Annotated in this window: 24 protein-coding genes; 11 read left to right on the top strand and 13 right to left on the bottom strand. The window is 50.8% G+C overall.

What is annotated here, in order from left to right:
• The first annotated feature begins 607 nt into the window (after positions 1 to 607).
• The 5 genes from rpmH to mnmE all read left to right on the top strand — a co-directional run bounded on the left by rpmH (position 608) and on the right by mnmE (position 4,465).
• Positions 608 to 748: a 50S ribosomal protein L34 gene (rpmH, locus tag On2M_RS24125; protein WP_003023858.1), complete on the top strand. Its 141-nt coding sequence runs from the start codon at positions 608 to 610 to the stop codon at positions 746 to 748.
• A 17-nt stretch (positions 749 to 765) separates the two neighbouring features.
• Positions 766 to 1,125, top strand: coding sequence for a ribonuclease P protein component (rnpA, locus tag On2M_RS24120; protein WP_003844432.1), 360 nt, complete (start codon positions 766 to 768; stop codon positions 1,123 to 1,125).
• Positions 1,089 to 1,346: a membrane protein insertion efficiency factor YidD gene (gene yidD / locus On2M_RS24115; protein WP_003023846.1), complete on the top strand. Its 258-nt coding sequence runs from the start codon at positions 1,089 to 1,091 to the stop codon at positions 1,344 to 1,346. Before rnpA ends, yidD begins: the two co-directional genes overlap by 37 nt.
• Before the next feature lie 2 nt (positions 1,347 to 1,348).
• Positions 1,349 to 2,995, top strand: a complete 1,647-nt coding sequence (yidC, locus tag On2M_RS24110) for a membrane protein insertase YidC (protein WP_187253930.1) — start codon at positions 1,349 to 1,351, stop codon at positions 2,993 to 2,995.
• A 105-nt stretch (positions 2,996 to 3,100) separates the two neighbouring features.
• On the top strand, positions 3,101 to 4,465 hold the full coding sequence (gene mnmE, locus On2M_RS24105) for a tRNA uridine-5-carboxymethylaminomethyl(34) synthesis GTPase MnmE (RefSeq protein ID WP_032945460.1): 1,365 nt from the start codon (positions 3,101 to 3,103) through the stop codon (positions 4,463 to 4,465).
• A 68-nt stretch (positions 4,466 to 4,533) separates the two neighbouring features.
• On the opposite strand, the gene On2M_RS24100 is transcribed toward mnmE, so the two are convergent.
• Positions 4,534 to 5,115, bottom strand: a complete 582-nt coding sequence (locus On2M_RS24100) for a hypothetical protein (protein WP_247605087.1) — start codon at positions 5,113 to 5,115, stop codon at positions 4,534 to 4,536.
• 169 nt (positions 5,116 to 5,284) lie between these two features.
• A complete protein-coding gene (locus On2M_RS24095) occupies positions 5,285 to 7,252 on the bottom strand; it encodes a lipase family protein (protein WP_210905550.1) in 1,968 nt (655 codons plus the stop codon).
• A 185-nt stretch (positions 7,253 to 7,437) separates the two neighbouring features.
• Here On2M_RS24095 and On2M_RS24090 point away from each other — a divergent pair, with 185 nt between their 5' ends.
• From On2M_RS24090 to On2M_RS24070, 5 genes are all read left to right on the top strand, one after another.
• Positions 7,438 to 8,619, top strand: coding sequence for an MFS transporter (locus tag On2M_RS24090; protein ID WP_210905549.1), 1,182 nt, complete (start codon positions 7,438 to 7,440; stop codon positions 8,617 to 8,619).
• Positions 8,588 to 9,547 carry an HTH-type transcriptional regulator YidZ gene (yidZ, locus tag On2M_RS24085; RefSeq protein ID WP_151217154.1) on the top strand — a complete coding sequence of 320 codons (960 nt, stop codon included), beginning with the start codon at positions 8,588 to 8,590 and terminating at the stop codon, positions 9,545 to 9,547. The genes On2M_RS24090 and yidZ overlap by 32 nt, the downstream gene beginning before the upstream one ends.
• 165 nt (positions 9,548 to 9,712) lie before the next feature.
• On the top strand, positions 9,713 to 10,459 hold the full coding sequence (locus On2M_RS24080) for a 4'-phosphopantetheinyl transferase superfamily protein (protein ID WP_151217156.1): 747 nt from the start codon (positions 9,713 to 9,715) through the stop codon (positions 10,457 to 10,459).
• Between the two features lie 30 nt (positions 10,460 to 10,489).
• A complete protein-coding gene (locus On2M_RS24075; RefSeq protein ID WP_151217158.1) occupies positions 10,490 to 11,056 on the top strand; it encodes an NADPH-dependent FMN reductase in 567 nt (188 codons plus the stop codon).
• Between the two features lie 284 nt (positions 11,057 to 11,340).
• Positions 11,341 to 12,741, top strand: coding sequence for a sigma 54-interacting transcriptional regulator (locus On2M_RS24070; protein WP_210905548.1), 1,401 nt, complete (start codon positions 11,341 to 11,343; stop codon positions 12,739 to 12,741).
• A 45-nt stretch (positions 12,742 to 12,786) separates the two neighbouring features.
• On the opposite strand, the gene phsC is transcribed toward On2M_RS24070, so the two are convergent.
• The 5 genes from phsC to adeP form a co-directional block, all read right to left on the bottom strand.
• Positions 12,787 to 14,391 carry a thiosulfate reductase cytochrome B subunit gene (phsC, locus tag On2M_RS24065; RefSeq protein WP_210905547.1) on the bottom strand — a complete coding sequence of 535 codons (1,605 nt, stop codon included), beginning with the start codon at positions 14,389 to 14,391 and terminating at the stop codon, positions 12,787 to 12,789.
• A gap of 8 nt (positions 14,392 to 14,399) precedes the next feature.
• Positions 14,400 to 14,816: a cytochrome c3 family protein gene (locus On2M_RS24060; RefSeq protein WP_151217164.1), complete on the bottom strand. Its 417-nt coding sequence runs from the start codon at positions 14,814 to 14,816 to the stop codon at positions 14,400 to 14,402.
• Between the two features lies 1 nt (position 14,817).
• Positions 14,818 to 16,398, bottom strand: coding sequence for a flavocytochrome c (locus On2M_RS24055; protein WP_247605086.1), 1,581 nt, complete (start codon positions 16,396 to 16,398; stop codon positions 14,818 to 14,820).
• Entirely contained in the window at positions 16,395 to 18,101 is a 1,707-nt protein-coding gene (locus On2M_RS24050) for an aromatic amino acid ammonia-lyase (RefSeq protein ID WP_151217166.1), read from the bottom strand. The genes On2M_RS24055 and On2M_RS24050 overlap by 4 nt, the downstream gene beginning before the upstream one ends.
• Before the next feature lie 305 nt (positions 18,102 to 18,406).
• Positions 18,407 to 19,744, bottom strand: coding sequence for an adenine permease AdeP (adeP, locus tag On2M_RS24045; protein WP_003840586.1), 1,338 nt, complete (start codon positions 19,742 to 19,744; stop codon positions 18,407 to 18,409).
• Between the two features lie 166 nt (positions 19,745 to 19,910).
• On the opposite strand from adeP, the gene yieH reads away from it, so the two are divergent.
• Positions 19,911 to 20,576, top strand: coding sequence for a 6-phosphogluconate phosphatase (gene yieH, locus On2M_RS24040; RefSeq protein ID WP_151224044.1), 666 nt, complete (start codon positions 19,911 to 19,913; stop codon positions 20,574 to 20,576).
• A gap of 44 nt (positions 20,577 to 20,620) precedes the next feature.
• Here the strand turns inward: yieH and phoU are convergent, their stop codons facing one another.
• The 6 genes from phoU to On2M_RS24010 all read right to left on the bottom strand — a co-directional run bounded on the left by phoU (position 20,621) and on the right by On2M_RS24010 (position 26,646).
• Positions 20,621 to 21,346 carry a phosphate signaling complex protein PhoU gene (gene phoU, locus On2M_RS24035; RefSeq protein WP_003023824.1) on the bottom strand — a complete coding sequence of 242 codons (726 nt, stop codon included), beginning with the start codon at positions 21,344 to 21,346 and terminating at the stop codon, positions 20,621 to 20,623.
• A gap of 24 nt (positions 21,347 to 21,370) precedes the next feature.
• The gene (gene pstB, locus On2M_RS24030) at positions 21,371 to 22,144 is read right to left on the bottom strand and encodes a phosphate ABC transporter ATP-binding protein PstB (RefSeq protein WP_003023821.1); all 774 of its coding nucleotides are present in this window, start codon (positions 22,142 to 22,144) and stop codon (positions 21,371 to 21,373) included.
• Positions 22,145 to 22,191: 47 nt separating this feature from the next.
• A complete protein-coding gene (gene pstA / locus On2M_RS24025; RefSeq protein WP_003023819.1) occupies positions 22,192 to 23,082 on the bottom strand; it encodes a phosphate ABC transporter permease PstA in 891 nt (296 codons plus the stop codon).
• On the bottom strand, positions 23,082 to 24,041 hold the full coding sequence (gene pstC / locus On2M_RS24020; protein WP_151217169.1) for a phosphate ABC transporter permease PstC: 960 nt from the start codon (positions 24,039 to 24,041) through the stop codon (positions 23,082 to 23,084). The genes pstA and pstC overlap by 1 nt, the downstream gene beginning before the upstream one ends.
• A gap of 253 nt (positions 24,042 to 24,294) precedes the next feature.
• Positions 24,295 to 25,335, bottom strand: a complete 1,041-nt coding sequence (pstS, locus tag On2M_RS24015; RefSeq protein WP_003023814.1) for a phosphate ABC transporter substrate-binding protein PstS — start codon at positions 25,333 to 25,335, stop codon at positions 24,295 to 24,297.
• A 249-nt stretch (positions 25,336 to 25,584) separates the two neighbouring features.
• On the bottom strand, positions 25,585 to 26,646 hold the full coding sequence (locus tag On2M_RS24010) for a fimbrial protein (RefSeq protein ID WP_151217171.1): 1,062 nt from the start codon (positions 26,644 to 26,646) through the stop codon (positions 25,585 to 25,587).
• Positions 26,647 to 26,651: the final 5 nt, after the last annotated feature.

Below are 26,651 nucleotides of genomic sequence, written 5' to 3'. Positions count from 1 at the left end.
CGGCGGACTCCACTCGAACAAAAGTCGATAAATGACAAAGGCTGAAACATTCATGATTGTTGACGCACACCGACAAGACCCTATGCAAAGGGTGACGTGCGAATTGCTATCTGCAATTTTTACCCGATCAGGATCCATGGAAACGATCGGGACCGCGGATCATAGCGTAAACTGAGAAAGAGATCTTCTGTTTCTCACAGATTCTTCCCGATTTATCCACAGGATGATCCAGAATCGGCTAAGTGTAAACGATCCTGGAGAAGTGCTGCAGGTTTTAGCGCGCATATTGAAAAAATTAATGAGTAAAGATGCTTTACTGCTTAAACGATCTAATAAAGATCCCGGGCGATCCTTGCGCTTTATCCACTAGCCCGTATAATTCTTACCCCCAGCGAGTAACGGTCGCCTAACGGCGTCAACGCTGCCTGTTTTTTACGCGAAACCGTGCGGAAAAAAGCGGGAAATAAGGAAAGAGAATTGACTCCGGAGTGTACAATTATTACAATCCGGCCTCTTTAATCACCCACACTGTGGCGTAAGTCGTTCGAAATTCGTTCGGGTATACGCAAAAGTCAGTGAATTTATTCAAGTTTAGGTAGAAATCGCCATGAAACGCACTTTTCAACCGTCTGTACTGAAGCGCAACCGTTCTCACGGCTTCCGTGCTCGTATGGCTAATAAAAATGGTCGTCAGGTTCTGGCACGTCGTCGTGCTAAAGGCCGTTCTCGTCTGACCGTTTCTAAGTAATAAAAGCTAGCCCCTGAGTGGTTAAGCTCGCATTTCCCAGGGAGTTACGTTTGTTAACTCCCACTCATTTCACATTCGTCTTCCAGCAGCCACAACGGGCTGGCACGCCGCAAATCACCATCCTCGGCCGCCTGAATTCGCTGGGGCATCCCCGTATCGGTCTTACTGTCGCCAAGAAAAATGTTAAACGTGCGCATGAACGCAATCGGATTAAACGTCTGACGCGTGAAAGCTTCCGTTTACGTCAGCACGAACTTCCAGCAATGGATTTCGTGGTGGTGGCGAAAAAAGGGGTTGCTGACCTCGATAACCGTGCTCTCTCGGAAGCGTTGGAAAAATTATGGCGTCGCCATTGTCGCCTGGCTCGCGGGTCCTGATAGCCCTCATTCGGGTCTATCAACGCCTGATCAGTCCGCTGCTTGGGCCGCATTGCCGTTTCACTCCAACCTGTTCGAGCTACGGAATTGAGGCATTGCGCAGGTTTGGAGTGATAAAAGGCAGTTGGTTGACGGTGAAACGCGTATTAAAATGCCACCCTTTACACCCTGGTGGTGACGATCCCGTCCCGCCCGGACCATTTGATACCAGAGAACACTAACGATGGATTCGCAACGCAATCTTTTAGTCATCGCTTTGCTGTTCGTGTCTTTCATGATCTGGCAAGCCTGGGAGCAGGATAAAAACCCGCAACCTCAGGCCCAACAGACCACGCAGACAACGACCACCGCAGCGGGTAGCGCCGCAGACCAGGGCGTACCGGCCAGTGGCCAGGGGAAACTGATTACGGTTAAAACTGACGTGCTTGATCTGACCATCAACACCCGTGGTGGTGATGTGGAACAGGCTTCGCTGCCAGCTTACCCGAAAGAACTTGGTTCTACCGAACCGTTCCAGTTACTGGAAACCACGCCACAGTTCATCTACCAGGCACAGAGTGGCCTGACAGGTCGTGACGGCCCGGATAACCCGGCAAACGGCCCGCGTCCGCTGTACAACGTCGAAAAAGACGCGTTTGTACTGGCTGACGGTCAGAACGAACTGCAGATCCCGATGACCTATACTGACGCAGCGGGTAACACGTTCACTAAGACGTTTGTACTCAAGCGTGGTGAGTATGCTGTCAACGTTAACTACAGTGTGCAGAACGCCGGCGAAAAACCGCTGGAAGTCTCCACCTTTGGTCAGTTGAAGCAATCCATCAATCTGCCATCTCATCGCGACACCGGTAGCAGCAACTTTGCGCTGCACACCTTCCGTGGTGCGGCGTACTCCACGCCGGATGAGAAGTATGAGAAATACAAATTCGACACCATTGCTGACAACGAAAACCTGAACGTCAATGCTAAAGACGGCTGGGTTGCAATGCTGCAACAGTATTTTGCCACGGCATGGATTCCGCGTAACGACGGCACCAACAACTTCTACACCGCTAATCTGGGTAACGGCATTGCTGCTATCGGCTATAAAGCACAGCCGGTTCTGGTACAGCCTGGCCAAACTGGCGCGATGACCAGCACCCTGTGGGTCGGTCCGGAAATTCAGGATAAAATGGCGGCCGTTGCACCGCACCTGGATCTGACCGTGGATTACGGCTGGTTGTGGTTCATCTCTCAGCCGCTGTTTAAGCTGCTGAAATGGATCCATAGCTTCCTGGGTAACTGGGGCTTCTCCATCATCGTTATCACCTTTATCGTTCGTGGCATCATGTACCCGCTGACCAAAGCGCAGTACACCTCCATGGCGAAGATGCGTATGCTACAGCCGAAGATTCAGGCTATGCGTGAGCGTCTGGGCGATGACAAACAGCGTCAGAGCCAGGAAATGATGGCCCTCTATAAAGCTGAGAAGGTTAACCCGCTGGGCGGCTGCTTCCCGCTGATCATCCAGATGCCAATCTTCCTGGCGTTGTACTACATGCTGATGGGCTCCGTTGAACTGCGTCATGCGCCGTTCATCCTGTGGATCCATGACCTGTCCGCACAGGACCCGTACTACATCCTGCCGATCCTGATGGGTATCACGATGTTCTTCATCCAGAAGATGTCGCCTACCACTGTGACCGACCCGATGCAGCAGAAGATCATGACCTTCATGCCGGTTATCTTCACCGTGTTCTTCCTGTGGTTCCCGTCAGGTCTGGTGCTGTACTATATCGTCAGCAACCTGGTAACTATTATTCAGCAGCAGCTGATTTACCGTGGTCTGGAGAAGCGTGGGCTGCATAGCCGCGAGAAGAAAAACTCCTGATTCGGTGTAGGCCGGATTAGGCGAAGCCGCCATCCGGCAAACGGAACATAACGTAAAGGGCGGTCATTAGACCGCCTTTTTTATTGCATCACAAAGAGACATATCATGAGCCATAACGACACCATCGTCGCTCAGGCCACGCCACCGGGACGTGGTGGCGTGGGTATCCTGCGTATCTCCGGCCTGAAGGCGCGCGAGGTCGCAGAAACCGTACTGGGGAAACTACCAAAACCGCGTTATGCCGACTATCTGCCGTTTAAAGACGCGGATGGCAGCGCGCTGGATCAGGGGATTGCCCTGTGGTTCCCCGGCCCGAACTCCTTTACCGGTGAAGACGTTTTAGAGCTTCAGGGTCACGGCGGTCCGGTAATTCTTGATCTGCTGCTCAAACGTATTCTGACGATTCCCGGGCTGCGTATCGCCAGACCGGGCGAATTCTCCGAGCGCGCGTTTCTCAATGATAAGCTCGATCTGGCCCAGGCAGAGGCCATTGCTGACCTGATCGATGCCAGCTCAGAGCAAGCCGCCCGCTCGGCGCTGAACTCATTGCAGGGCGCATTTTCCGCACGGGTAAATCATCTTGTGGAAGCGCTCACTCACCTGCGTATCTATGTGGAAGCGGCAATCGACTTCCCGGATGAAGAAATCGACTTCTTATCTGACGGCAAGATTGAAGCGCAGCTCAACAGTGTTATCAGCGATCTCGATGCTGTTCGTGCCGAAGCACGTCAGGGCAGCCTGCTGCGCGAAGGGATGAAAGTGGTGATTGCCGGACGTCCTAACGCCGGGAAATCGAGCCTGCTGAACGCGCTGGCAGGCCGTGAGGCGGCTATTGTGACCGACATTGCGGGGACGACTCGCGACGTATTGCGTGAGCATATACATATCGACGGTATGCCGCTGCACATCATCGACACTGCGGGCCTGCGCGATGCCAGCGATGAAGTTGAACGCATCGGTATCGAACGTGCGTGGCAGGAAATCGAACAAGCCGACCGTGTGCTGTTTATGGTTGATGGAACCACCACCGACGCCGTGGACCCGGCTGACATCTGGCCAGACTTTATTGCCCGTCTGCCAGCCAAACTGCCAATTACCGTGGTGCGTAACAAAGCGGATATTACCGGTGAGACGCTTGGCCTTAGCGAAGTAAATGGCCACTCACTGGTTCGCCTCTCTGCACGTACTGGTGAAGGCGTTGACGTGTTGCGTAACCATCTCAAACAGAGCATGGGCTTTGAAACTAATATGGAAGGCGGCTTCCTGGCGCGTCGTCGTCACCTGCAAGCGCTGGCTGAAGCGGCGGAGCATCTCGAGCAGGGTAAAGCTCAACTGCTCGGCGCATGGGCCGGAGAACTGCTGGCGGAGGAGCTACGTCTGGCGCAGCAAAACCTCAGTGAAATCACCGGGGAATTTACCTCCGACGATCTGCTGGGACGAATTTTCTCCAGCTTCTGTATTGGTAAGTAATTCTTCAGAAATTGGCCGTTAATGAAAAATCCCGCCAGCACGTTCTCTGGCGGGAGCTACATAAATTATCATTTCATCGACAGCAATTTTTCATAGCTGGGATAAATATGCGGGATCTTTTCACTACTGCCATCGGGATAAGTTGCCGTAAGTTTGCCTGGAGCATCTGGAGGTGTCAAAGTAACAACTTTATCGAAATGAATGACTGGCTCAATAAGGATGGTTTGAGTATCCCTAAGCCGAAAACGTCTTCGCCATTTTTCGGGGCCGGTATTTCCACCAAATAATTTCAAACTCGTTGTGTTATCAATATGGTTTGCCACCATAGGGAAAAAATCCGTTTTTAAATCAAGATCTCCACTGACCTCTTTTGCCCTCCCTGTCCCATACCCATCACTGAGGCCATAATCTCCAAAATCGAAGATATAACTGGTCTCAATGACTTCTTTTCCTTTCACCAACGGAATATTATCCGCAATCCTGAAACTTACTCTCAGTGAATTTAGCTGCCACTGGCACGGCCCACCACCATCAATGGCAATACTAGTCTGCCACAGCCCCCCCATTCCCTGCCGGACGAAAGGCTGCGTAAAACCGTTGTATCCCCGCACAGGGTAAGATTCAAAGCTGGAGTTATAGCTTTTATCCATACACTTTTCAGAGCGGTAAAGTACCTGCATCGGCATTAGAGTGATGCCCTCAGGCATCCGGAATGACACGCTGACACGTCGGGCATTATCAGGAGGGGAAAGCGTCTGATCCGTGTTATCTCCGCACCCACAAAGTAGTGCGATAGTTAACACAATGACGTTAATTCTATTAAAATAATTCAACGCTTTCCTCCGTCACCGCCGCGAAACGGGTCAGGGCATTGCGGCCAACTTCATCAGACTCCATGAGTTGCAGGGCTATCGGCAGTAAATCCTGAAGCATCAGAAATTCACGGTTACGCTGGATCTCATCCGGCTGCCCGTTACTGGATGCACTTTTCTCAACCTCATCGCGAAATCGCATCCGCATCTCTTTTCTTCTCATCTTTAGCTCCGGATTTGCCAGTTCAAGCAGTTGATTATGGATGTAGGGCAAATAGCGGTGCGCCATCGAATGACTTTGCGGATCCGTACCTAAACCGTTCAGAGTCGGATTGGTATTTTTTGGAAAGGTCTTTGTCAGACTGAGCGGAGTGAGGCACTGGATGAACGTTTCCTGATGCTCACCGCTAGATTTCAGACATTCATCATTCAGAGAAGGAACCAGATATAGTTTTACGCCCACAAAATGGCGTGTGTAGATCTGTCCGTCGAGAAGGCTTTTGTGGTTCTGGCTGGCAACCCGCATTGAACACTGCTCTGCCCGGAAAAAAATCACCGTTTTACCGTGATGCCAGTATGGATCTTTTTTCTCTACAAGCCCCACAGATTGATACGCTAGATCCCGCACAGCGCCCCCAAGATCGGCATCCGGAGGGATTTGCGTGATTGAGTCATTGTCGTTGACGTGCCGGTAATGGGTAATGCTACCCAAAAAAGATATTGCCGCACGGGTAAATGTACGCGGCATTCCGTAGGTATACAGTATAGGCTGATTGGTTTTCATCTCTGCGGCATATAGCAATGCTAACGCACCGCCTAAGCTATGCCCGCAGATAAAAAGTTTTTTCTCTTTATCTAAAATTGCCTTAACAGAATCTAGCTGTTCCTTAAATTTCCGTTTAGCCAGCTCATAAGCCTCCAGAAATCCCCCATGAACATTTCCCGCCCCAGCCAGTTCCGGCAAACAACGCTTTGGTGCAAATGATAAATCAGTTAGCACATTCAACAGACTATCAGTCCCACACCATGCAACCAGCACATGCGTGCCACATTCCACCGTAAAGAGCCGGGTGTCCCCCTCCGGTTGCTCACTATCTTTCGTGCTCAGATACACTGGTGGGAGATAGCGGTCATGAAAAGGGACATCGACCGCCAGCGTGTGGTACCAGGAAGGAAATTCAGCGAATAGAGGAATGCATGATAGATCCTGACACTTATTCCGGAAGAAATAGTTGATAGTTTTATTATCTTTTTCTGCCGCATAAACCAAGTCAGCCATAATGCCGAGATTCAGTGCGTTGGCGAGGTCATAGTTTTTTGTGTCGTGCAGTGCCAATACCCATGCCCGAAATGGACAGATTTCAATAACGTGTCTTTTTTCCAGCAGTTCACAGGGGATCTCCGTCCCCCTCAGGGAGCGATTCGGTGGGAAATGAAATTCCGGAGGCTCCGGTTCATCCCAACCTTCAATCAACGGTAGGCGGTCGCATAACTCCCCGATAGTGACATAGTGATACACATGATTAGCCGCTTCTGTTTTTTCCTGTACATTTGAGCGCCAGATATTGTCACGGATGCCCGACCAGAACATATTTTTACTCTCTGGCTGGCTGTTAGGATTACGTCTGACACCCAGTGGCCGCAGTGTCATCACATCAGCCAGTTGCTGCCCATCCGTCTTAACATCTACAGTTATCCAGTAAAGATCATCAAACCGGACCAATCCTTGATTGTCGGTAACGCCCGCTGGAGGGTTGGGAGGAGGTGTTGAGTTGTAGCTATTTTCACGCTGATGCCATACTGATGATGTCAGCGGACGATATTCCAGCCTGACATTGAGCCCGCATACAGGAATGTTATTCTCATCGACAAACTGCAGTTCAAGCCAGTATTTATGCGGCTCACCACGGCAATAAACGATTTTTCCTTTCGGTTTTATACTCGTAACGCAGGTATTATCACCAATAATTTCCATGTCAATCCCTTGCATTTTGTATTGCTATTTTTAACCCATCTTATCTCGTACATTTATTAACCAATATAAATACATTCCGAATCAACAATGGATTTCCTCTTAGGAAATCACGGTTGTCCAAATGGCAACTCGCACAGACAACTCTCTCCCCGTATTCTTAGCGCCACTTTCCTCATGAGGTCGCTATGACACGCTTTCTAATCTGCAGTTTTGCCCTGGTTCTGCTTTATCCCGCTGGAATTGATATGTATCTGGTGGGGCTGCCCCGTATTGCGGCCGATCTACAAGCCAGCGAGGCGCAACTGCATATCGCGTTTTCGGTATATCTGGCGGGAATGGCAACGGCGATGCTATTCGCCGGTAAAATTGCCGACCAGTCAGGACGCAAACCCGTCGCCATTGCGGGTGCTCTCATTTTTATTGTCGCCTCCTCGCTATGTTCGTTCGCCGAGAGCGGTACGCCGTTTCTTGTTGGCCGCTTTATTCAGGGTGTAGGCGCAGGCTGCTGCTATGTGGTGGCTTTCGCCATTCTGCGCGATACGCTCGACGATCGCCGCCGGGCGAAGGTGCTGTCGCTGTTAAACGGTATCACCTGCATCGTGCCGGTGCTGGCGCCGGTGATGGGGCATTTGATTATGCTGAAATACCCGTGGCAGAGCCTGTTCTACACGATGATCGGCATGGGAGTAGTCGTTTGTCTGCTGTCGGTGTTTGTCCTGCGAGAATCGCGCCCAGCGACGCTCCCGGCATCTGCAGAAAAGAACCACTGCGCTGAATCGCTGGTGAACCGTTTTTTCCTGAGCCGTCTGGCCATTACCACCCTCAGCGTGTCGGTGATCCTGACCTTTGTGAATACGTCTCCTGTTCTGCTGATGGAAGTGATGGGCTTCGACCGCGGTGAGTACGCCACTACGATGGCCATGACTGCAGGCGTCAGTATGGCGGTCTCTTTCTCTACACCATTCGCCCTGAGCGTGTTTAAGCCTCGCGTTCTGATGCTGACCTCGCAGGTGCTGTTTCTGTGTGCAGGCGTGGTGTTAATCCTTGCTACTTCACACGCGGTAACGTTGTTCGGGTTAACCTTAATCTGCGCCGGGTTCTCGGTCGGCTTCGGCGTCGCCATGAGCCAGGCGCTGGGGCCGTTCTCGCTGCGTGCGGGGGTGGCAAGCTCGGCGTTAGGCATAGCTCAGGTTTGCGGTTCCTCGCTGTGGATTTGGCTGGCAGCGGTGCTCGGCCTTGATGCGCTGAATATGCTGATCGGGATTCTGATTGGCTGTAGCATAGTGAGTATCATGCTGATTATCACTGTTGCCCCAAACCGGTCCGCGCTCACTCATGAAGAAATCCCTCAGCAGTCTCGATCTTAATTTATTGCTCTGCCTGCAGCTCCTGATGCAGGAGCGCAGCGTCACCAAAACCGCCAAACGAATGAACGTCACGCCGTCGGCGGTCAGCAAGTCGTTGTCGAAGCTGCGAACCTGGTTTGACGATCCGCTGTTTGTGAACACCCCCCTTGGGCTGACGCCAACGCCGCTGATGGTCAGCATGGAGCAGAACCTGGCGGAATGGATGCAAATGGGCAACCAACTGTTGGATAAGCCACACCATGAAGCGCCGCGCGGGCTGAAGTTTGATTTGGTAGCCGAAACGCCACTGGTGATGATCATGTTCAATGCGCTCTCCCGGCAGATTTATCAGCGTTATCCTCAGGCGACGATTAAAATACGCAACTGGGACTATGATTCGCTGGATGCAATCATTCGCGGCGAGGTGGATATTGGCTTTACCGGGCGCGAAAGCCATCCGCGTTCGCGTGAGCTGTTAAGTTTGCTGCCGTTGTCGATCGACCATGAAGTCCTGTTTTCCGATCTCCCCTGCGTCTGGCTGCGTGAAGATCATCCGGCATTGCAAGAAGAGTGGAATCTGGACACATTTCTGCGCTATCCGCACATCAGCATTAGCTGGGAGCAAAGCGATACCTGGGCGCTGGATGAAGTCCTGCAAGAAATGGGGCGTGAGCGTAATATCGCGTTATGTCTGCCCGGTTTTGAGCAGTCGCTGTTTATGGCCGCGCAGCCAGATCACGCGCTGATAGCAACAGCCCCGGTCTATTGCCGACGTTATAACCAACTCTACCAGCTCCCGCTCGTGGCGCGACCGATGCCATTTGATGCCGCACAACTGGAAAAAATGCGCGTACCGTTCACTCTTCTTTGGCATAAACGTAACAGTCATAATCCTAAGATCGTCTGGTTGAAAGACACAATCAAGGCGCTTTATCGCGATATGTCCTGACGATCCGCCGCTACGATGTTGCTGTATCGACCACTTTTGCAACAGAAATGTAAATGTCGCGTAATGAATCCCATTTTCGACTACTTTTTAGGCAGTAAAGCCTGCCCGAAAGCCGCGTAAATGTTACTCTGGTGATAATCACGGACCATTAATCACGGAGCGAAAATGGCGACACATTTTGCCAGAGGGATTCTTACGGAGGGACACCTGGTATCAGCTCGCCTCCCTTCTCCATGTCATATCGAAGCAAGAGATCTACCTGCTCATCGCCGGACACGTTTCCTGGCTTCCCGAAGTCTTCTCGCTGAACTGATGTTTATGCTTTACGGCACCAGTACGCTGCCCGAGATTGCTACTCACTCCAAAGGAAAGCCCGTTTTTCGCGATAAGAACCTGCCGGGATTTTCGATTTCTTATGCCGGGAATATCGTCGGCGTTGCACTAACCACAGAAGGAATATGCGGCCTGGATATGGAGCTTCAGCGGGCGACTCGCGGCTTTCACAATCCGAATTCAGCGGAAACCTGGCGCTTTTCCAACAACGAGAATCTGTGGATAAACAATCAAAACGATCCTAACGAAGCGCGCGCGCAGCTCATTACATTGCGCCAGAGCGTACTCAAACTCACTGGCGATGTATGCAATGACGATCCGCGCGAACTCCAGCTTTTACCCGGCGCTGGACGCCTGAAATGTGCCCATGTTGCACAGATTGAAGCCATTTGCGACGCGGAAGATGTGCTGGTGTGGTCGGTTGCGGTTTCGCCAGCCATTGAAAAACTCAAGGTTTGGGAGTTTGATGGTAAGCAGGACTGGAAAAGTTTGCCTGATATCCAGACTCGCGCCAATGAGCCAACGGGTCGTCTGATCCGGTTCTCGCAATTATGCGCAGCGAAGAGCCATACGCTTTGATTTAACCTTTATGATGAAACAGGAGTCACCATGTCTGAAACAATGAATGTTGTTACGTTACTGGGAAGTCTGCGCAAAGGTTCGTTTAATGGAATGGTTGCCCGTACGCTGCCCAAGATTGCTCCAGCGGGAATGGAAGTGAACGCACTGCCGTCGATTGGTGATATCCCACTGTATGATGCCGATCTCCAGCAAGATGAAGGTTTTCCGGCCAGTGTAGAAGCGCTGGCAGAGCAAATCAGGAAAGCTGACGGTGTCGTCATCGTCACACCAGAATATAACTATTCTGTCCCTGGAGGGCTGAAGAATGCCATCGACTGGCTGTCCCGCCTGCCCGATCAGCCATTAGCCGGCAAGCCGGTGCTGATCCAGACCAGCTCCATGGGCGCTATTGGCGGCGCGCGCTGCCAGTATCATCTGCGTCAAATCCTGGTGTTCCTCGACGCGATGGTAATGAACAAGCCGGAATTTATGGGGGGCGTGATTCAGAATAAAGTGGACCCGCAAACAGGTGAAGTGATCGATCAAAGCACGCTGGACCACCTGACCGGCCAGTTGACCGCATTTGGCGACTACATTCAGCGTGTAAAAGCCTGATAACAAAACTTGCCAACTACTCTTAAATAATCCAGTAAGCGCTTATGCTTCTGGATTATTTTCTTATTTTATTTGCGTAAATCTGTCTATAAATCACTGTTGTCTGTTTTTTCCCCTTCATTATTGTGCCATAGTGTTACCATCATGGCTGTTGCAATAAAATCAATAAATATATCTAATATTTTTCCGACATTTTGTCTACCGTGAACAATGGATTTACCATGGACAGGACATTTTCACATCTAAGGACCGCATTATGTAGCAGTACACAACTGGAGAAATCCATGTATGCCTGCCTACAGTCGATACCTGACTCAATTGTTTGTGATGGTATTTTCTTTAACTATTATCGAAGTGATATTCGCTGTATCCAGTTTTTAGCATTAGCGACGCACAAAACAGCGCGACTGAAACGGGATATCATCCCGATTCCTGAAAATATAGCCAAGCGATTCAATCACTCAGATAACTTCTCTACCCAAGTGATCGATACTCTGAGCCAATGTCCGCTGACTGAATATGTCGTTAATACCTGCTTTCGTAATATCAAATCTCTAATCCTGATGCGTATGCACCTGGATGGTCTACGGCTTGGCGCGATGGGTATATTTAGTCACCGAGCTAATGCTTTTACACCTCAACATGCTGAATTATTCGAATCAGTACGGGGAGAGCTCTCTTTACTGGCCTTTATTGCCCTTTCCCGACATAATCTTTTATTAAATAATACGCCTCCTGCTATTCCCGAGCTATATGCCACAGAAGAGAGTGAAAAATTTGTCGTCAGTCAAACTAATCTTCCTCTGTTTCAGTTGTATCATTCATTGAATAAGCTGGCAAACAGTGAACTGCCTGTTTTATTACTGGGAGAGAAAGGAGTTGGAAAAAACTCACTCGCTTCCGAGCTTCAGCAACAACGTTCAAAGCGCAGTGGTTATTATGGATTGATTAATCCTCAGGGGCAGTTGATCGTCATGAAAAATGGTGTACTGAACCGCACAATAACTATTGATTTCAACAAACCACCTAACATAGCTTCATTTTTGATCTTGCATCAGGGATCTTTACTGATAAAAGAAATAAATTCTTTTCCGGATCGTTGGCAAACGTTTTTACTGGCGCTGCACTCAAATTACAGTGAGTATTGCCAGCTACAGATTATTGCCATACAAACACTTCCATTTTCAATGGTAAAAAACACACTTCATCACGATATATCCACTCACTGTCTGACAAACCAACATTATGCAAACACCCTTTGTCAGGTCGTTACATTGCCACCTTTGCGGCATCGTTATGATGATATTCCTCTGCTGCTGACCTATTACCTGAGGAAGCTATCAAGCCAGTATAAACGCACTTCTTTACCTGTTCTGGGTGATGATTCACTACGCTTATTATTGAAGTATCACTGGCCGGGCAACATTACGGAATTGATAGGATTATTAGAAAATGCGTTTTTCCGTTGCACGGGCAATGAGTTACACATTGTCCTACCAAAGGAGAGAAATGCGATAGCCATCCCTCCGCTTGATGACGCAATGCGCCAACATATCCAAATGGCGTTACAACAAAGTCAGGGGAAAATATCAGGTAAAGGCGGTGCAGCAGAGTTACTTGGGGTTAACAGCAACACGCTATACAGCAAAATAAAAAAACTGGGCATTGTGGTGAAAGAAAAATAATCTGACGTCCCCTTTCCCTCTTCAGGAAAAGGGGAGCAGCCTTTATTATTGTTTTCTGGCGCGATGGAAACCGTCGAGCATACCTTTAATCAGTGCCCCCGGCGTATCCCCCGTACTACATAAATAGAGATGCACGATGATAAATGCCACCATCACGACAGCCAAAGCGTAATGGAGCCAGGCCACAACCTGCTTACCCGGTAACGCAAACAGGGTTTCTGGCGTATAACCGGGGTACATCATCAGTAATCCGGTCACAATGAGCAGCGGCAATAACAGGAACATCACGCCAATATAGCCCAGTTGCTGGAGAATATTGAATTTAGCCGCTGGCGACGCATGTTCCGGGTGAGGTTCACCCCGGAAAATGCCATACAGGTAGTAACGAGTCTGACGGATAAGTCGCCCCGTAATACCCTGCCAGCGCACCTGATAATGATGCCCGTTGCCGCACATCGCCACCAGGATAAAACCCAGCCATATAACACACAGCGATACCCCTGCAATATTGTGTACATCAACCCACAGCGAGAATCGCGCACTCACCCAGTGCAAGGCACAGCCGCTGATAATTAGCGCGGCAAAACAGAGTGCGTTCAGCCAGTGCCAGCAGCGAACAGGCAGCGTGTAGAGGTAACTTTTCTCCAGCGGCATATCTGCCTTGCGACGCGACATGATTAGCCGCCCCAAACCATGACAGAGTAGCAACACTACGAAGCCGCCCAGCGCCCAGGCAATGAAGCGATCGGCCTGACCGCTGCCGTTATTACCAATCATGTAGGTATCGGTAAATAACACACCATCTATCTGACGAACAGCGGGAACAGGAGGCGCCACCGCCGTCAGTTTTTCTCTAAGAGAGACATCATCAAATAATCCTTTCCCTAACAAGCTACCTGCCATGGCATTTTCATCAGGCGCGAACGTTTTTCGCCGAGCGGTTAGCAGCGTTCCATCGCCATGACACTGTACACAGCTGATGGCTTTTGAAGCAGGCAGAATACGATGCAAAGTGGTATCCGCAGCATCGGCATGGCAGTCGATGCAACGTAAACTGTTGAGATGTTCAGAAGCATAAGGCAACGCAGAGTGCGCCATATCCTGAGATGTAGATCTTTTCCCACCAGACAGCTGTGTGAAGACTCCCGCCCGCGAATGACAATTCGTGCACATCAAATTGTCGTCGGCAACCCGTTGTTTACCCGGATGGTTTAGTTCTCCCGCCGTCATGGTGTGCGCGTTATGGCATGAGGTACAAGAGAAGAGTCCTTTGGCTATCTTTTCACTGTGGACACTCTGCTGTACGGCATGCACCGTATCGCGCATGGCCACACCATGACAACTTTCGCAGTTTTGGTCGTCGCCCGGCTTCAGAACATGCGGGGTGACAGAAAATCCCTCGCTTCCGGGTTGACTCTGATGGCAGGCGATACACGGCACTTCACCATGCACGCTGTCGTGATATTTATCGGCAGAGACAACTAAATTCGCCTGCACTTTGTCCGTCGAGATCCCCTGAATATCGCCATCAGCGTGGCATGCCAGACAAGGTTGATTGAGCTGCGCTGCCGGCACTGGCGCACAATATCCCGACAGGGGTATCCATCCCACCAGCAGAAAGAATAGCCCTCTTGTTAATAATCCGCGCATGATGTCCCTCATGGCTTCATATCCGGGTATTTAAAGAGATGGCAATTATTACAATAAATTACCGAGGGTTTATGTTCGTTATGACAAGCGGTACAAGGAACATCTTTGCCGTAGTGCATTGAATCATGCGGGTTGGGCTCAGCATTCTTGTCATGCGGATTGGGTTGCGTTAACTCAGCAATCTGGTCGCGCGAACCGTGGCAACTCAGGCAGGACTTATCATTCGGCGCCGCGACGGGCGTGCTGGAACCGTGACATAACTGACATGATGTATTGCGTCCGGTGGACTCCAGTGAATGGTGATAAGGCTTGACGTTCATTGTATTCAGTTGCTGATGAAAAGCAGCTTCGTCGTCAGTCGCAGCGATGACCTGGGAAAAACCACCAATACACAGCAACAGCAGGGCTATCCATAATTTTGCCATATTAAATTCCCTCAACGTCAAAGGCTTCATCCGCAGCAGTTGCTGAGGCAACGCTAAGCCCCGCAATTCGGCCAAAAACCAGGCAATCCGCAACGGCACAGCTCCCCAGACGACTTCCACCATGCGAACCTGCTGTCGCTTCTCCGGCAGCGTACAGACCGGGGATGGGTTTGCTATCAGCCGCGTTGAGTACCTCTGTGCGCATACTGATCTGCACACCACCCATGACGTAGTGCACTTTAGGCCATACGCGTACGGCAACAAATGGCCCTTTGTCTAACGGAACCGCACGACTCACATCTTTTTTCATGCGATCGCCACCTTTGCGCGCAACGGCCGCATTGTAGGCCTCCACCTCTTCTTGCAGTACGTCGAAAGGTATGCCGAAATGCGCCGCCAACTGATCCAGTGAGTCAAACTGCCAGGCGACACCATAATGCAAGGCATGCTTCAGACTTTGAGCCAGTTTCGCACCTTCAAGCGTGGTGAAGCAGATGGGATAAAGTGGATCCCCTTTCTCATCCACCTGCGCCAGAATCCCCTCTTCACGCTCTTTACGATCAGCAAGCTCATTTGTGAAGCGATGACCAGAACGAGGGTTAACCATAATTCCGTTAGGAAAACCTGAGATGGTATTGAACTGCGAAACGTAGCCAAATCCGCGTTCGTCTGGCGAAGACCAGGGGCCTAGCTGGATAAGATCAAGCTGCACCGGCGTTGCGCCAATACGTAGCATTTGCACCAGACATTCCGACGTAGCACCAGGGTGGTTGGTGGAATCGACACGCTCATCCAGCATGGGGTTTTGCATTTTACGAAAACGCAGATCATTGGAAAAACCGCCAGAACACATCACCACGCCGTAACGCGCGCCGTAATGCCTTATCTTGCCGCTCTGTTCATCCGGAAAACGATAGCCGTCACGTACCGTCAGACCGATAACACGTCCTTGCGAATTTTGCAGAAAAGATTCCAGCTTGCATTGGGCGCGAAAAATAACGCCCATTTTCATGGCGGACTCTTTTAGCGGCCGAGTGATCCCCGCCCCGGAACTCTCTACCGTTTGCAACGTACGAGGGACAGAGTGACCGCCAAAATGCTGTACGAACGGTTTATATTTTACACCGTGTTGTAGGGTAAACTCATATGCAGCGGTCGTGTTGTTAACGAGAATCTTCAACTGGTCTTTATCATTTAGCCCACGCCCAGCTTTCAGCATGTCCTTAAACATCAACTCTGGTGAATCGACGATCCCTTCTTTTTTCTGCGCAGGCGATCCGGCTACGGCAACCGCACCGCCGTTAATCGCTGAGTTGCCACCAAAAACGGGCATCTTTTCAATCACCAGCACGCTGCGGCCAGCCTGAGCGGCTTCAAGTGCAGCAGCCAGTCCGGCAAAGCCGCTTCCGACAACGATCACATCATAGACTTTATGGTAACGAACCAACGAAGCCGGGGCACAGTTATCCTGCGCCAGCGCCTTTCCAGTCAGCGCCGTAAGCGCGCCGCCGGTCGCCAGGAGGGTACTTTTCGTCAAAAAGGCTCGCCGCGACGCATTAACGGTTTTTTTCATTGTCGTCATTTGCTCCCAGCTTGCGTACTGACCAGGGAACCGGAAGGAAACGATGCAACTAACGCGGATGAATCAGCAATGTTGTCAGTAAAAATCCTATCCTGCACAACAAACGGTACTTTTTCACGATAGGCGGCAAAGAGTTTGCCGGTCATCTCACCCAACTTCAGGTCAGGATTTTTCTGTTTCCGTAGATCGACAGCCTGACTGGCGTGCAACAGTTCCAGACCATAAATACTGCGCATATCATCCGCGATTTGACTCAATCGCTTGGACGCCCGGAGATTGTTGGTGTAGGTATCTTCAATCGTTCCCGCCATCGGTTGTCCATCCAGTGATACCGGGTTAACCAGGTCGCGAATATCCGCCAGTAACGCAACCTGTGGCTTCTGAATAGCGCCGAAGGCATGTCCCTGCTGATTGGTGTCGGAAGCGAGGAAACGACTCAGTCCGGTAAAATGATCGTCAGATAAATGCAAAGTGCGCTGCACGCTGTTATGCGCCAGATGTCCCATCGCCAAAGACAGATTCTGAATCGCCAGCGCCAGAGGCAGCGGTTCAAAATTAGAGGTCGGGAAAATCGCGCCGCTGAGGGTTTCGCCATTGGCCTCTTTTGCGCTCACGAAATACTGCTCAACCTGGCTATTTTCCGCCAAAGAACGATCGGCATTCACGATTACTGCGGGATTGTCATCCGAGCTGTTCATCTGGATTTCCAGCATTTGCCAGGCTTCATTCCATTCGCGACGCGCTTCATTAAGCACAAATACCGTCGTACGGAAAGAGAGCGGGTCCTGCAAAGGACGTCCATCCTGATGTTGCCAGAGATAAGAACCCGTAAGCGCAGTTCGAATCGCTTCGGCAGTATCCTGAATGCCAGGGAAAGGTCTAACGCTTAAACTCTGGTACAGGAATGGCGCAACGTTGCCATTCAGCGCTTCCAGTGATAAACCGAACACCGCCGGGGTGACGTTAATAATCTGTCTGGACTCCAGCAGAGCCTGCGCAGAATAAGCCGTTGATACTGCATTGGAAGAAAGAATCGACAGCGCATCTTTGCCGAGTGGTTCCAGCTTATCAATACCCGCCTGTTTCAGCGCTTTTGCCGAATCCATCTCAACACCTTTCACGCGAACGCGCCATTCACCAATCATCACATCGCCGATATGAGAGGCAAGCGTGATATCAGCTTCACCCACAGAGCCCCGTGAGGGCACGACGGGGGTAATGTGCTTATTGAGAAACTGCTGATACATTTTGGCAACCTGCGGTTGGGCGCCGGTATTTCCCGTTAACATCGTATTCAGGCGAATCACCATAGCCAGACGCACCAGTTCATCCGGCATGTCTGGACCAACGCCCGCCGCATGCGCATGCAGCGCGTTGATATTAAACTCACGAGAGGCCTGAATAACCTCCGGAGTCAGTTTTCCATGCGCATCAAACAAAGATTTGTCTTTATTGAGTCCCACTCCTACTGTCAGTCCGTAAACGGGAACGCCTTTTCCGGCAGCAATCATTAAAAGTTTATTGGCTTTATCGACGCGATCCATCGCAGTGGCAGCGATCTCAACCTGTTTTTCCCCCTGAGCAATGGCCCAGGCATCATCCAGTGTTAATGAATGACCATCCAGCGTCACGCTGGTGGTAGCGTTTGCGAATAGCGGAAAAAACAGAGAGATACAGAACGTCGCAATGACAGTCTTCTTCATTTCTAAACTCCTTTTAATAGAGATAAGAAACAGTAACGAAAAATGCCTGTGCGAAAGTTGAAATAGCCCCTGCATTTACTAAGGCTATTTTTGATATTTCAAAAAAACCAAAGTAAAAACATTTCAATCTGTTAACAGATAATTCACCAGAAGAAACCACAACTCGCTAAAACACGGGCATAAATAACAGAGATGATTTGTCCGCAGAGAGGTAATTTTCAGGCTTGATATTTTGGGGCAGGAATAAAAGACAATCAGACAGGAAATGCTTCAGCCTTGATAACAAAGCCGAAGCATGTTCTACATTAATGCGCGTCGATAAACACAATCTTCAGTACAAACAGCAGCGCAACAACAATGACGCACGGGCTGAGATCGCGGAAACGTCCGGTACCGATTTTCATCACACAGTAGGAAATAAAGCCCAGTGCGATACCTTCGGTGATCGAGAAGCTAAACGGCATCATCACGGCGGTAATAAACGCCGGAACCGCTTCGGTCAGGTCTTCCCACTTCACGCGCGACAGGCTTGATGTCATCAGGACACCAACGTAAATCAGCGCACCGGCGGCGGCATATCCCGGCACCATTCCCGCCAGCGGCGACAGGAAGATAACCAGCAGGAATAGCAGGCCAACGACGACTGCAGTCAGGCCGGTACGGCCACCAACCGACACCCCGGAAGAGGATTCAATATAGGCAGTAACGGAAGAGGTACCAATAAACGCGCCGGTAACAGAGGACACGCTATCCACATACAGCGCCTGCTTCATGCGTGGGAACTTGCCCTTCGCGTCTGCCAGGCCGGCTTTATCCGTCACGCCAATCAGCGTACCGGAGGAGTCAAACAAGTTAACCAGCATGAACGAGAAAATCACGCCTGCAAGGCCAATGTTAAACGAACCGGCCAGGTCAACATGCCCGATAACCGACATCACGCTCGGCGGCGCGGAGACGATCCCGTTGTAATGGACATCACCCAGCATCCAGCCCAGCAGCGTGGTCACAATGATAGAAATCAGTACTGCTGCGTGAATGTTACGTGACGCCAGAATCGCAATGATAAAAAAGCCCAAAATACCGAGCAGCACGCTGTGGGACGTCAGGTTGCCAATCGACACCAGCGTGTCTTTGTTGGCGACGATAACGCCGGCGTTTTTTAGCCCCATCATACCGATGAACAGACCGATACCGCTGGTGATCCCCACGCGCAGGCTCACTGGGATGTTGGCAATCATCCAGTAACGTACGCGGAAAATTGTCAGTAGCAGCAAACCTACCGCACCCCAGAAGATTGCGCCCATACCGATCTGCCATGACAGGCCCATCGCGCCAACGACCACGAAGGCAAAGAATGCGTTCAGGCCCATAGCAGGCGCAAGTGCGACCGGCAGGTTGGCAAAAAGCCCCATCAGGATGCTACCAAATGCAGCAATAAGGCAGGTGGTAACAAAGACGGCGCTGGTATCCATGCCAGCCACGCCAAGAATTTGCGGGTTAACAAAAACGATATACACCATCGTCAGGAAAGTGGTTAAACCGGCGATCACTTCGGTCCGTGCCGTTGTGCCATGTTCGCGCAGTTTGAACACGCGTTCCAGCATCCCCTGGCCAGAAGCCTGGGTTGTGTGTTGTTGACTCATTATCAATTTCCGAACAAGGAGGGAAAATTCGTCGCTATCCTATACCAAAATGCGACAATAGGGTTGGGTTATGAGCAACTTTTTTCATTGATTTTGCTTATACGGCAACGATTGCGTGGCGTAAATAAGCATGACGTAAACGTTAAACTAGCGATAAGAGGAAGGCATGTCCCAGATAGAAGCGGTATTTTTTGACTGCGACGGTACGCTGGTCGACAGTGAAGTGATCTGTTCCCGCGCGTATGTCGCCATGTTCCAGGAGTTCGGTATCAAACTCGATCTCGAAGAGGTGTTCAAACGCTTTAAAGGCGTAAAACTCTACGAAATCATCGATATCATCAACGAAGAGCACGGCGTTACGCTGGAGAAAGCCAATTTAGAGCCCGTTTACCGCGCTGAGGTCGCACGCCTGTTCGACTCGGAACTGGAGGTTATCGCTGGGGCAAATGCTCTGCTGGACTGCATGACAGTACCGATGTGCGTAGTATCAAACGGTCCGGTCAGCAAAATGCAGCATTCGCTGGGTAAGCTGGGCATGTTGCACCATTTTCCTGATTTACTGTTCAGCGGCTACGATATCCAACGCTGGAAGCCCGATCCGGCCCTGATGTTCCATGCGGCAAAAGCAATGGACGTTAACGTTGAGAACTGCATTCTGGTTGATGATTCCAGCGCAGGCGCGCAGGCGGGAATTGCCGCGGGGATGGAAGTGTTCTACTTCTGTGCCGATCCGCATAACAAACCGATCGAAAACCCAAAAGTCACGACCTTTACCGATCTGGCGCAGTTGCCGGAATTGTGGAAGGCGCGGGGTTGGAATATTACGCGTTAAGTTGAGATAGGGCGGGTAAGCGTTAACGCCACCCGCCACAAACATCACTCTTTCGGGTCTTTGCCCGCCAGCAGTTTATCAAGCTCATCTCCGCCCACGTGACGGAAATCCTGCCCCTTCACGAAGTAGAAGATGTATTCGCAGATATTCTGGCAGCGGTCACCGATACGCTCGATTGAACGTGCGCAGAACAGTGCGGTCAGTACGCTTGGAATGGTACGCGGGTCTTCCATCATGTAGGTCATCAGCTGACGCACGATGCCTTCATACTCCTGGTCGACTTTCTTATCTTCGCGATAAATACGTACCGCTTCATCGAGATCCATACGCGCAAACGCATCCAGCACGTCATGCAGCATTTGTACGGTGTGACGGCCCAGCGACTCCAGGCTAACCAGCAACGGCTGATGCTGTTGCGAAAACTTCTCCAGCGCGGTGCGGCAAATTTTGTCGGCAACGTCGCCAATACGTTCCAGCTCGGCAATGGTTTTGATAATCGCCATCACCAGACGCAGGTCGCTGGCGGTAGGTTGACGCTTGGCGATGATGCGCACGCAGGCTTCGTCGATCGCCACTTCCATCATATTGACGTTCTTATCGCCTTCAATGACGCGCTTCGCCAGCTCGCTATCCTGATTGTGCATGGCGGTAATCGCATCAGAAAGCTGCTGCTCTACCATGCCCCCCATGGTCATCACCTGGGTACGGATGCTTTCCAGCTCTGCATTGAACTGGCCGGAAATATGTTTATTAAGGTTTAAATTGTCCATCATTTCTCCAGATGCCCGGGCATATCAACCGTAGCGGCCAGTAATGTAATCTTCAGTTTGTTTCTTCGCGGGCTTGGTGAACAGATCGTCCGTATTACTGAACTCAATCAACTCGCCCAGGTACATAAATGCCGTGTGATCGGAACAACGCGCAGCCTGCTGCATGTTGTGGGTAACGATAACAACGGTGTAATCTTCTTTCAGTTCAGTGATCAGCTCTTCAATACGCCCGGTAGAAATCGGGTCGAGCGCTGAACACGGCTCATCAAGCAGTAGCACTTCCGGGCGAATGGCAATACCGCGCGCAATACACAGACGCTGCTGCTGACCACCGGAGAGAGAGTACCCGCTCTGGTGTAATTTATCTTTGGTTTCATTCCACAATGCGGCCTTGGTCAATGCCCACTGCACACGCTCGTCCATATCCGCACGAGAGAGTTTCTCAAACAAACGTACGCCAAACGCGATGTTGTCGTAAATAGACATTGGGAACGGCGTCGGCTTCTGGAACACCATGCCGACTTTGGCACGCAGCAGCGCGATATCCTGGGTGTTGGTGAGAATATTGTCACCATCCAGCAGGATTTCACCTTCCGCACGCTGCTCTGGGTACAGCTCAAACATTTTGTTGAAAGTACGCAGCAGCGTCGACTTACCACAACCTGACGGCCCGATAAACGCTGTGACCTGGTTTTTCGCGATATCCAGGTTGATGTTCTTCAGGGCATGGAATTTGCCATAGTAGAAGTTCAAATCACGAACCTGAATCTTACCTGGGGCAGTATCAACCATACTCATTTCAATCTCTTCCTCATCCGGCGCCGCATCCGCCACGCCGTAAAAAATTAACCGTGTTTCTTCTTCGCGAAAATGACGCGCGCCAGAATGTTCAGCAGTAGTACGCACAGGGTAATAATCAGTACCCCAGCCCAGGCCAGTTGTTGCCACTCAGCAAACGGGCTCATTGCAAACTTAAAGATAGTGACCGGCAGGTTGGCAATTGGCTGCATCATGTCGGTGCTCCAGAACTGATTGGAGAGCGACGTAAACAGCAGCGGAGCCGTTTCACCGGCGATACGTGCAATAGCCAGCAGAACCCCTGTAATGATGCCCGAGACAGACGCCTTCAGGGTGATTGCAGAAATCATCTTCCACTTCGGCGTACCCAGCGCATAGGCGGCTTCACGCAGGCTATCCGGCACCAGCTTGAGCATGTTCTCTGTGGTACGAATAACAATAGGCACCTGCAGCAGCGCCAGCGCGATTACGCCCGCCCAGCCGGAGAAATGCTCCATTTTTGCTACTACGATGGTGTAAACGAACAGACCGACCACGATGGATGGCGCAGAAAGCAGAATGTCGTTGATAAAGCGGATGACCTCAGCCAGCCAGGACTTACGCCCATACTCCGCCAGGTAGATACCCGCCATAATACCAAGCGGGGTACCAAACACGGTCGCCCACAGAATCAACAGACCGCTACCGGCCAGGGCGTTCGCCAGACCACCACCCGCCGTATTCGGCGGCGGCGTCATTTCGGTGAACAGCGCCAGCGACATACCGTCAATACCACGGGTGATCGTGGACATCAGGATCCAGATCAACCAGAACAAACCGAACGCCATGGTCGCCATTGAGAGCGTCAGCGCGATGCGGTTCTTCAGGCGACGACGCGCCTGCATTTTACGACGGGATTCCGCAAGCTGAGCGGTGTTTTGCATTTCAAGCGTAGCCATTAGCGTGCCCCCTCGTTCTTCGCAAGGCGCATGATCATGAACTTAGATGCCGCCAGCACGATGAAGGTGATCACAAACAGAATCAGACCCAGCTCCATCAACGCGGCAACGTGCAGCCCAGATTCCGCTTCGGCAAATTCATTCGCCAGCGCAGAGGTAATACTGTTGCCCGGCATGTACAGCGAGGCGCTATCGAGCTGGTAGGTGTTGCCGATGATAAAGGTGACCGCCATGGTTTCACCGAGCGCACGGCCCAGACCGAGCATCACGCCGCCGATCACGCCATTTTTGGTGAACGGCAGGACGATGCGCCAGATAACTTCCCAGGTGGTGCAACCGATGCCATAGGCTGACTCTTTCATCAGCACCGGCGTTTGTTCGAATACATCGCGCATTACCGCCGCAATGTACGGGATGATCATGATGGCGAGTATCACGCCAGCCGCCAGAATACCGATCCCAAATGCCGGGCCGGAGAACAGCGCGCCAACAAACGGAATGTTGGAAAGGATGTTTCCGACCGGTTCCTGGAAATAAGTCGCAAACAGCGGGGCAAAAATAAACAACCCCCACATGCCGTACACGATACTTGGAATTGCCGCCAGCAGTTCAATAGCGATGCCCAGCGGGCGACGCAGCCAGCCAGGAGCAAGTTCAGTCAGGAACAGCGCAATGCCGAAACTCACCGGAACGGCAATCAGCAACGCAATAAGTGAGGTAACCAGCGTACCGTAAATCGGTACTAAAGCACCGTAGATATCGTTCGGCGCATCCCATTCTTTAGTCCACAAGAATGCGAAGCCAAATTTTTGGATACTTGGCCAGGAGGAGATGACCAGGGAGACAATAATGCCACCCAACATCAATAGTACAATCAGCGCAGCCAGTCTTACCAGCGCGCTGAAGATCATGTCACCTTTTTTACCCGGTGGGTTAAAAGCAGGCTTGGTTGCAGCCATAAATCACTCTTTAAGTTTGGGCCAGGAAGCACGCATTTTATCGTGCTTCCCGGCTAACGTAATGCCATACCCTAAATAATTCGAGTTGCAGCAAGGCGGCAAGCTTGTGACAAATTCGTCAGGAACGAATTTGAACAGCCGGAGGCTGCCTTCGGTGAGGGACAAGGATGTCCCTCATTAATCCCCAGGAGCATAGATTCACTATGTGACTGGGGTGAGCCAACACCGCTGCGGCTCGAAGTATGACGGGTATTTAGTACAGCGCTTTACCGCTGCTGTCTTTCACGTTGGTCTTCCATGCAGCACGAACCTGCTCAACCACGCTGTCCGGCAGGCTGGCGTAATCCAGGTCGTTAGCCTGTTTGCCGCCGTTTTTGTACGCCCAGTCGAAGAACTTCAGCACTTCTGCGCTCTGCTCTGGTTTCTTCGACTCTTTATGTACCAGAATGAAGGTGGTGGAAGTGATTGGCCACGCGTCGTCACCTTTCTGGTTAGTCAGATCCTGAGCGAAGGTTTTGCTCCAGTCAGCGCCTTTTGCGGCGTTAGCGAAGCTCTCTTCGGTCGGGCTTACCGGTTTACCGTCAGCAGAAACAAGCTTGGTGTACGCCAGGTTATTCTGCTTAGCGTAAGCGTACTCAACGTAGCCGATAGAGCCCGGCAGACGCTGTACGAACGCGGCGATACCGTCGTTACCTTTACCACCCAGACCGGTCGGCCAGTTAACAGTAGAGCCGGAACCAATTTTAGATTTCCACTCTTCGTTTACTTTTGCCAGGTAGCTGGTGAAGACGAAGGAAGTACCGGAGCCGTCAGCACGACGCACAACGGCGATATTCTGTGAAGGCAGTTTCAGACCCGGATTCAGTTTGGTGATGGCTTCATCATCCCACTTTTTAATTTTACCGAGGTAGATGTCGCCCAGCGTTTTACCGTCCAGCACCAGCTCGCCGGATTTCAGCCCAGGGATGTTCACCGCCAGCACCACGCCACCGATCACGGTCGGGAACTGGAACAGGCCTTCTTGCGCCAGTTTTTCGTCAGATAACGGGGCATCAGAGGCGCCGAAATCAACGGTATTGGCCGTAATTTGTTTTACACCACCGGAGGAGCCGATACCCTGGTAGTTTACTTTGCTACCGGTCTCTTTCTGATAGGTATCTGCCCATTTGGCATACACTGGCGCAGGAAAGGTTGCACCTGCACCTGTCAGGCTCGCTGCAGCAAACGCAGAGAACGCGCTCATGGATAAGGTCGCGGCGACAACAGTTGCGACAGTGGTACGCATAACTTTCATAATGTCTCCTGCACGGTTTTCGTAAATTGTTGTTTGAGTTGCTACTGTGAGCAAAATAGGACAAACAGGTGACAGTTAAATGTACGAAATATGACAGTTTTATGACAACGAAAAACGTTCTTTTAACTACATGAAAAAATTGAAATTAATTCATATGATATTCGTGGAAATGCCATTTTTTTTGCGACGAATGAGGTCCGGGCGGGGAAATATGACAGCGACTGTCATAAACAGCCGCCCCATGAAAGATCAGTTTTTTATTTCCACAATGATGGTAGCCTCAGCGGTAAAGATACCCGGCTGTGGTCGTGTGCTGGTGGTGCTGGCTGGCGCGGCTGAAAAATTAAACTCCCCCGTCTCACGTCCTGAGACGATTCGCCCCATGTCAATGTCCATGAGTCCGCCGTTAACATCGGTGGCATTGCCATACTCATCATACATAATGATCCCAACATTGGGATTGTCTGTGCTAATCACCTTAGGTAACGATCCGGACTGCATGGCATGCAGCGACATATCAATATTTTGTCCGGTAGACATGCCCGTACATTTAACCGCCACCTTCACCGGGATTTTTCGGCTCGTTATCGCCGTGCCCGGCACACTGCTGAACTCTGAAGCGGGGATTTTGTTAAAATCGACGACAATAGTCTGTCCGCCGTTGATTTCACACTCCTGAGGTGCGGTGATATCGCCGGAAATATACACATCAGCCAGCGGGCGAGCATAATCAATGGGTGTATCATTACTGATCGTCGCATATAACCGACTCATTAGCGTTGGCGGAATAGTAACAGTTCCAATAAAGGGTTCCCGGATATAAAAATAAATGGTTGCGGAGTCACCGCTCGTAAAATCAAGGGGCTGAACACGGCCACAGTCATAATAGGTTCCTTGATGAATATTCTGTTCCATTTCGAAAGGCGCATTAATTTTCCCTCGCCCCAACACTTCTATCGCAATGCCCACGTCAAGGTAGTCATTCAGTTGATAATAATGAACACCGCTGCGTACAGCCGTAGGTGTCAGAGCCTCATTCATGATGGCAGTATAATAAATGTAATAAAACCGAGCGGATTTACCCAGAGAGCATTCACAATGCCCGGGATAACTATCTGATGTCGATGTCGGAAAGTTAAACGTCTGGCCTTTTTTGTTCTGCACTGTGCTTATTTTTTTACCATAAAAGGGTAATACACTATGAAACGGCGTACCTGACGAGGTAACACACATACCTTTATTTGCTTCAGCCATTACGGGATCTGACATCAATATCAGAGGAAACAGCAACGCTAAATAGTTTTTTTTCATTGTAA

This window comes from Citrobacter sp. On2M, from assembly GCF_018035235.1.
Classification (GTDB): Bacteria; Pseudomonadota; Gammaproteobacteria; order Enterobacterales; family Enterobacteriaceae; genus Citrobacter; species Citrobacter meridianamericanus.
The sequence above is the reverse complement of the archived record's forward strand: the minus strand, read 5'-3'. Positions and strand labels throughout refer to the sequence as shown.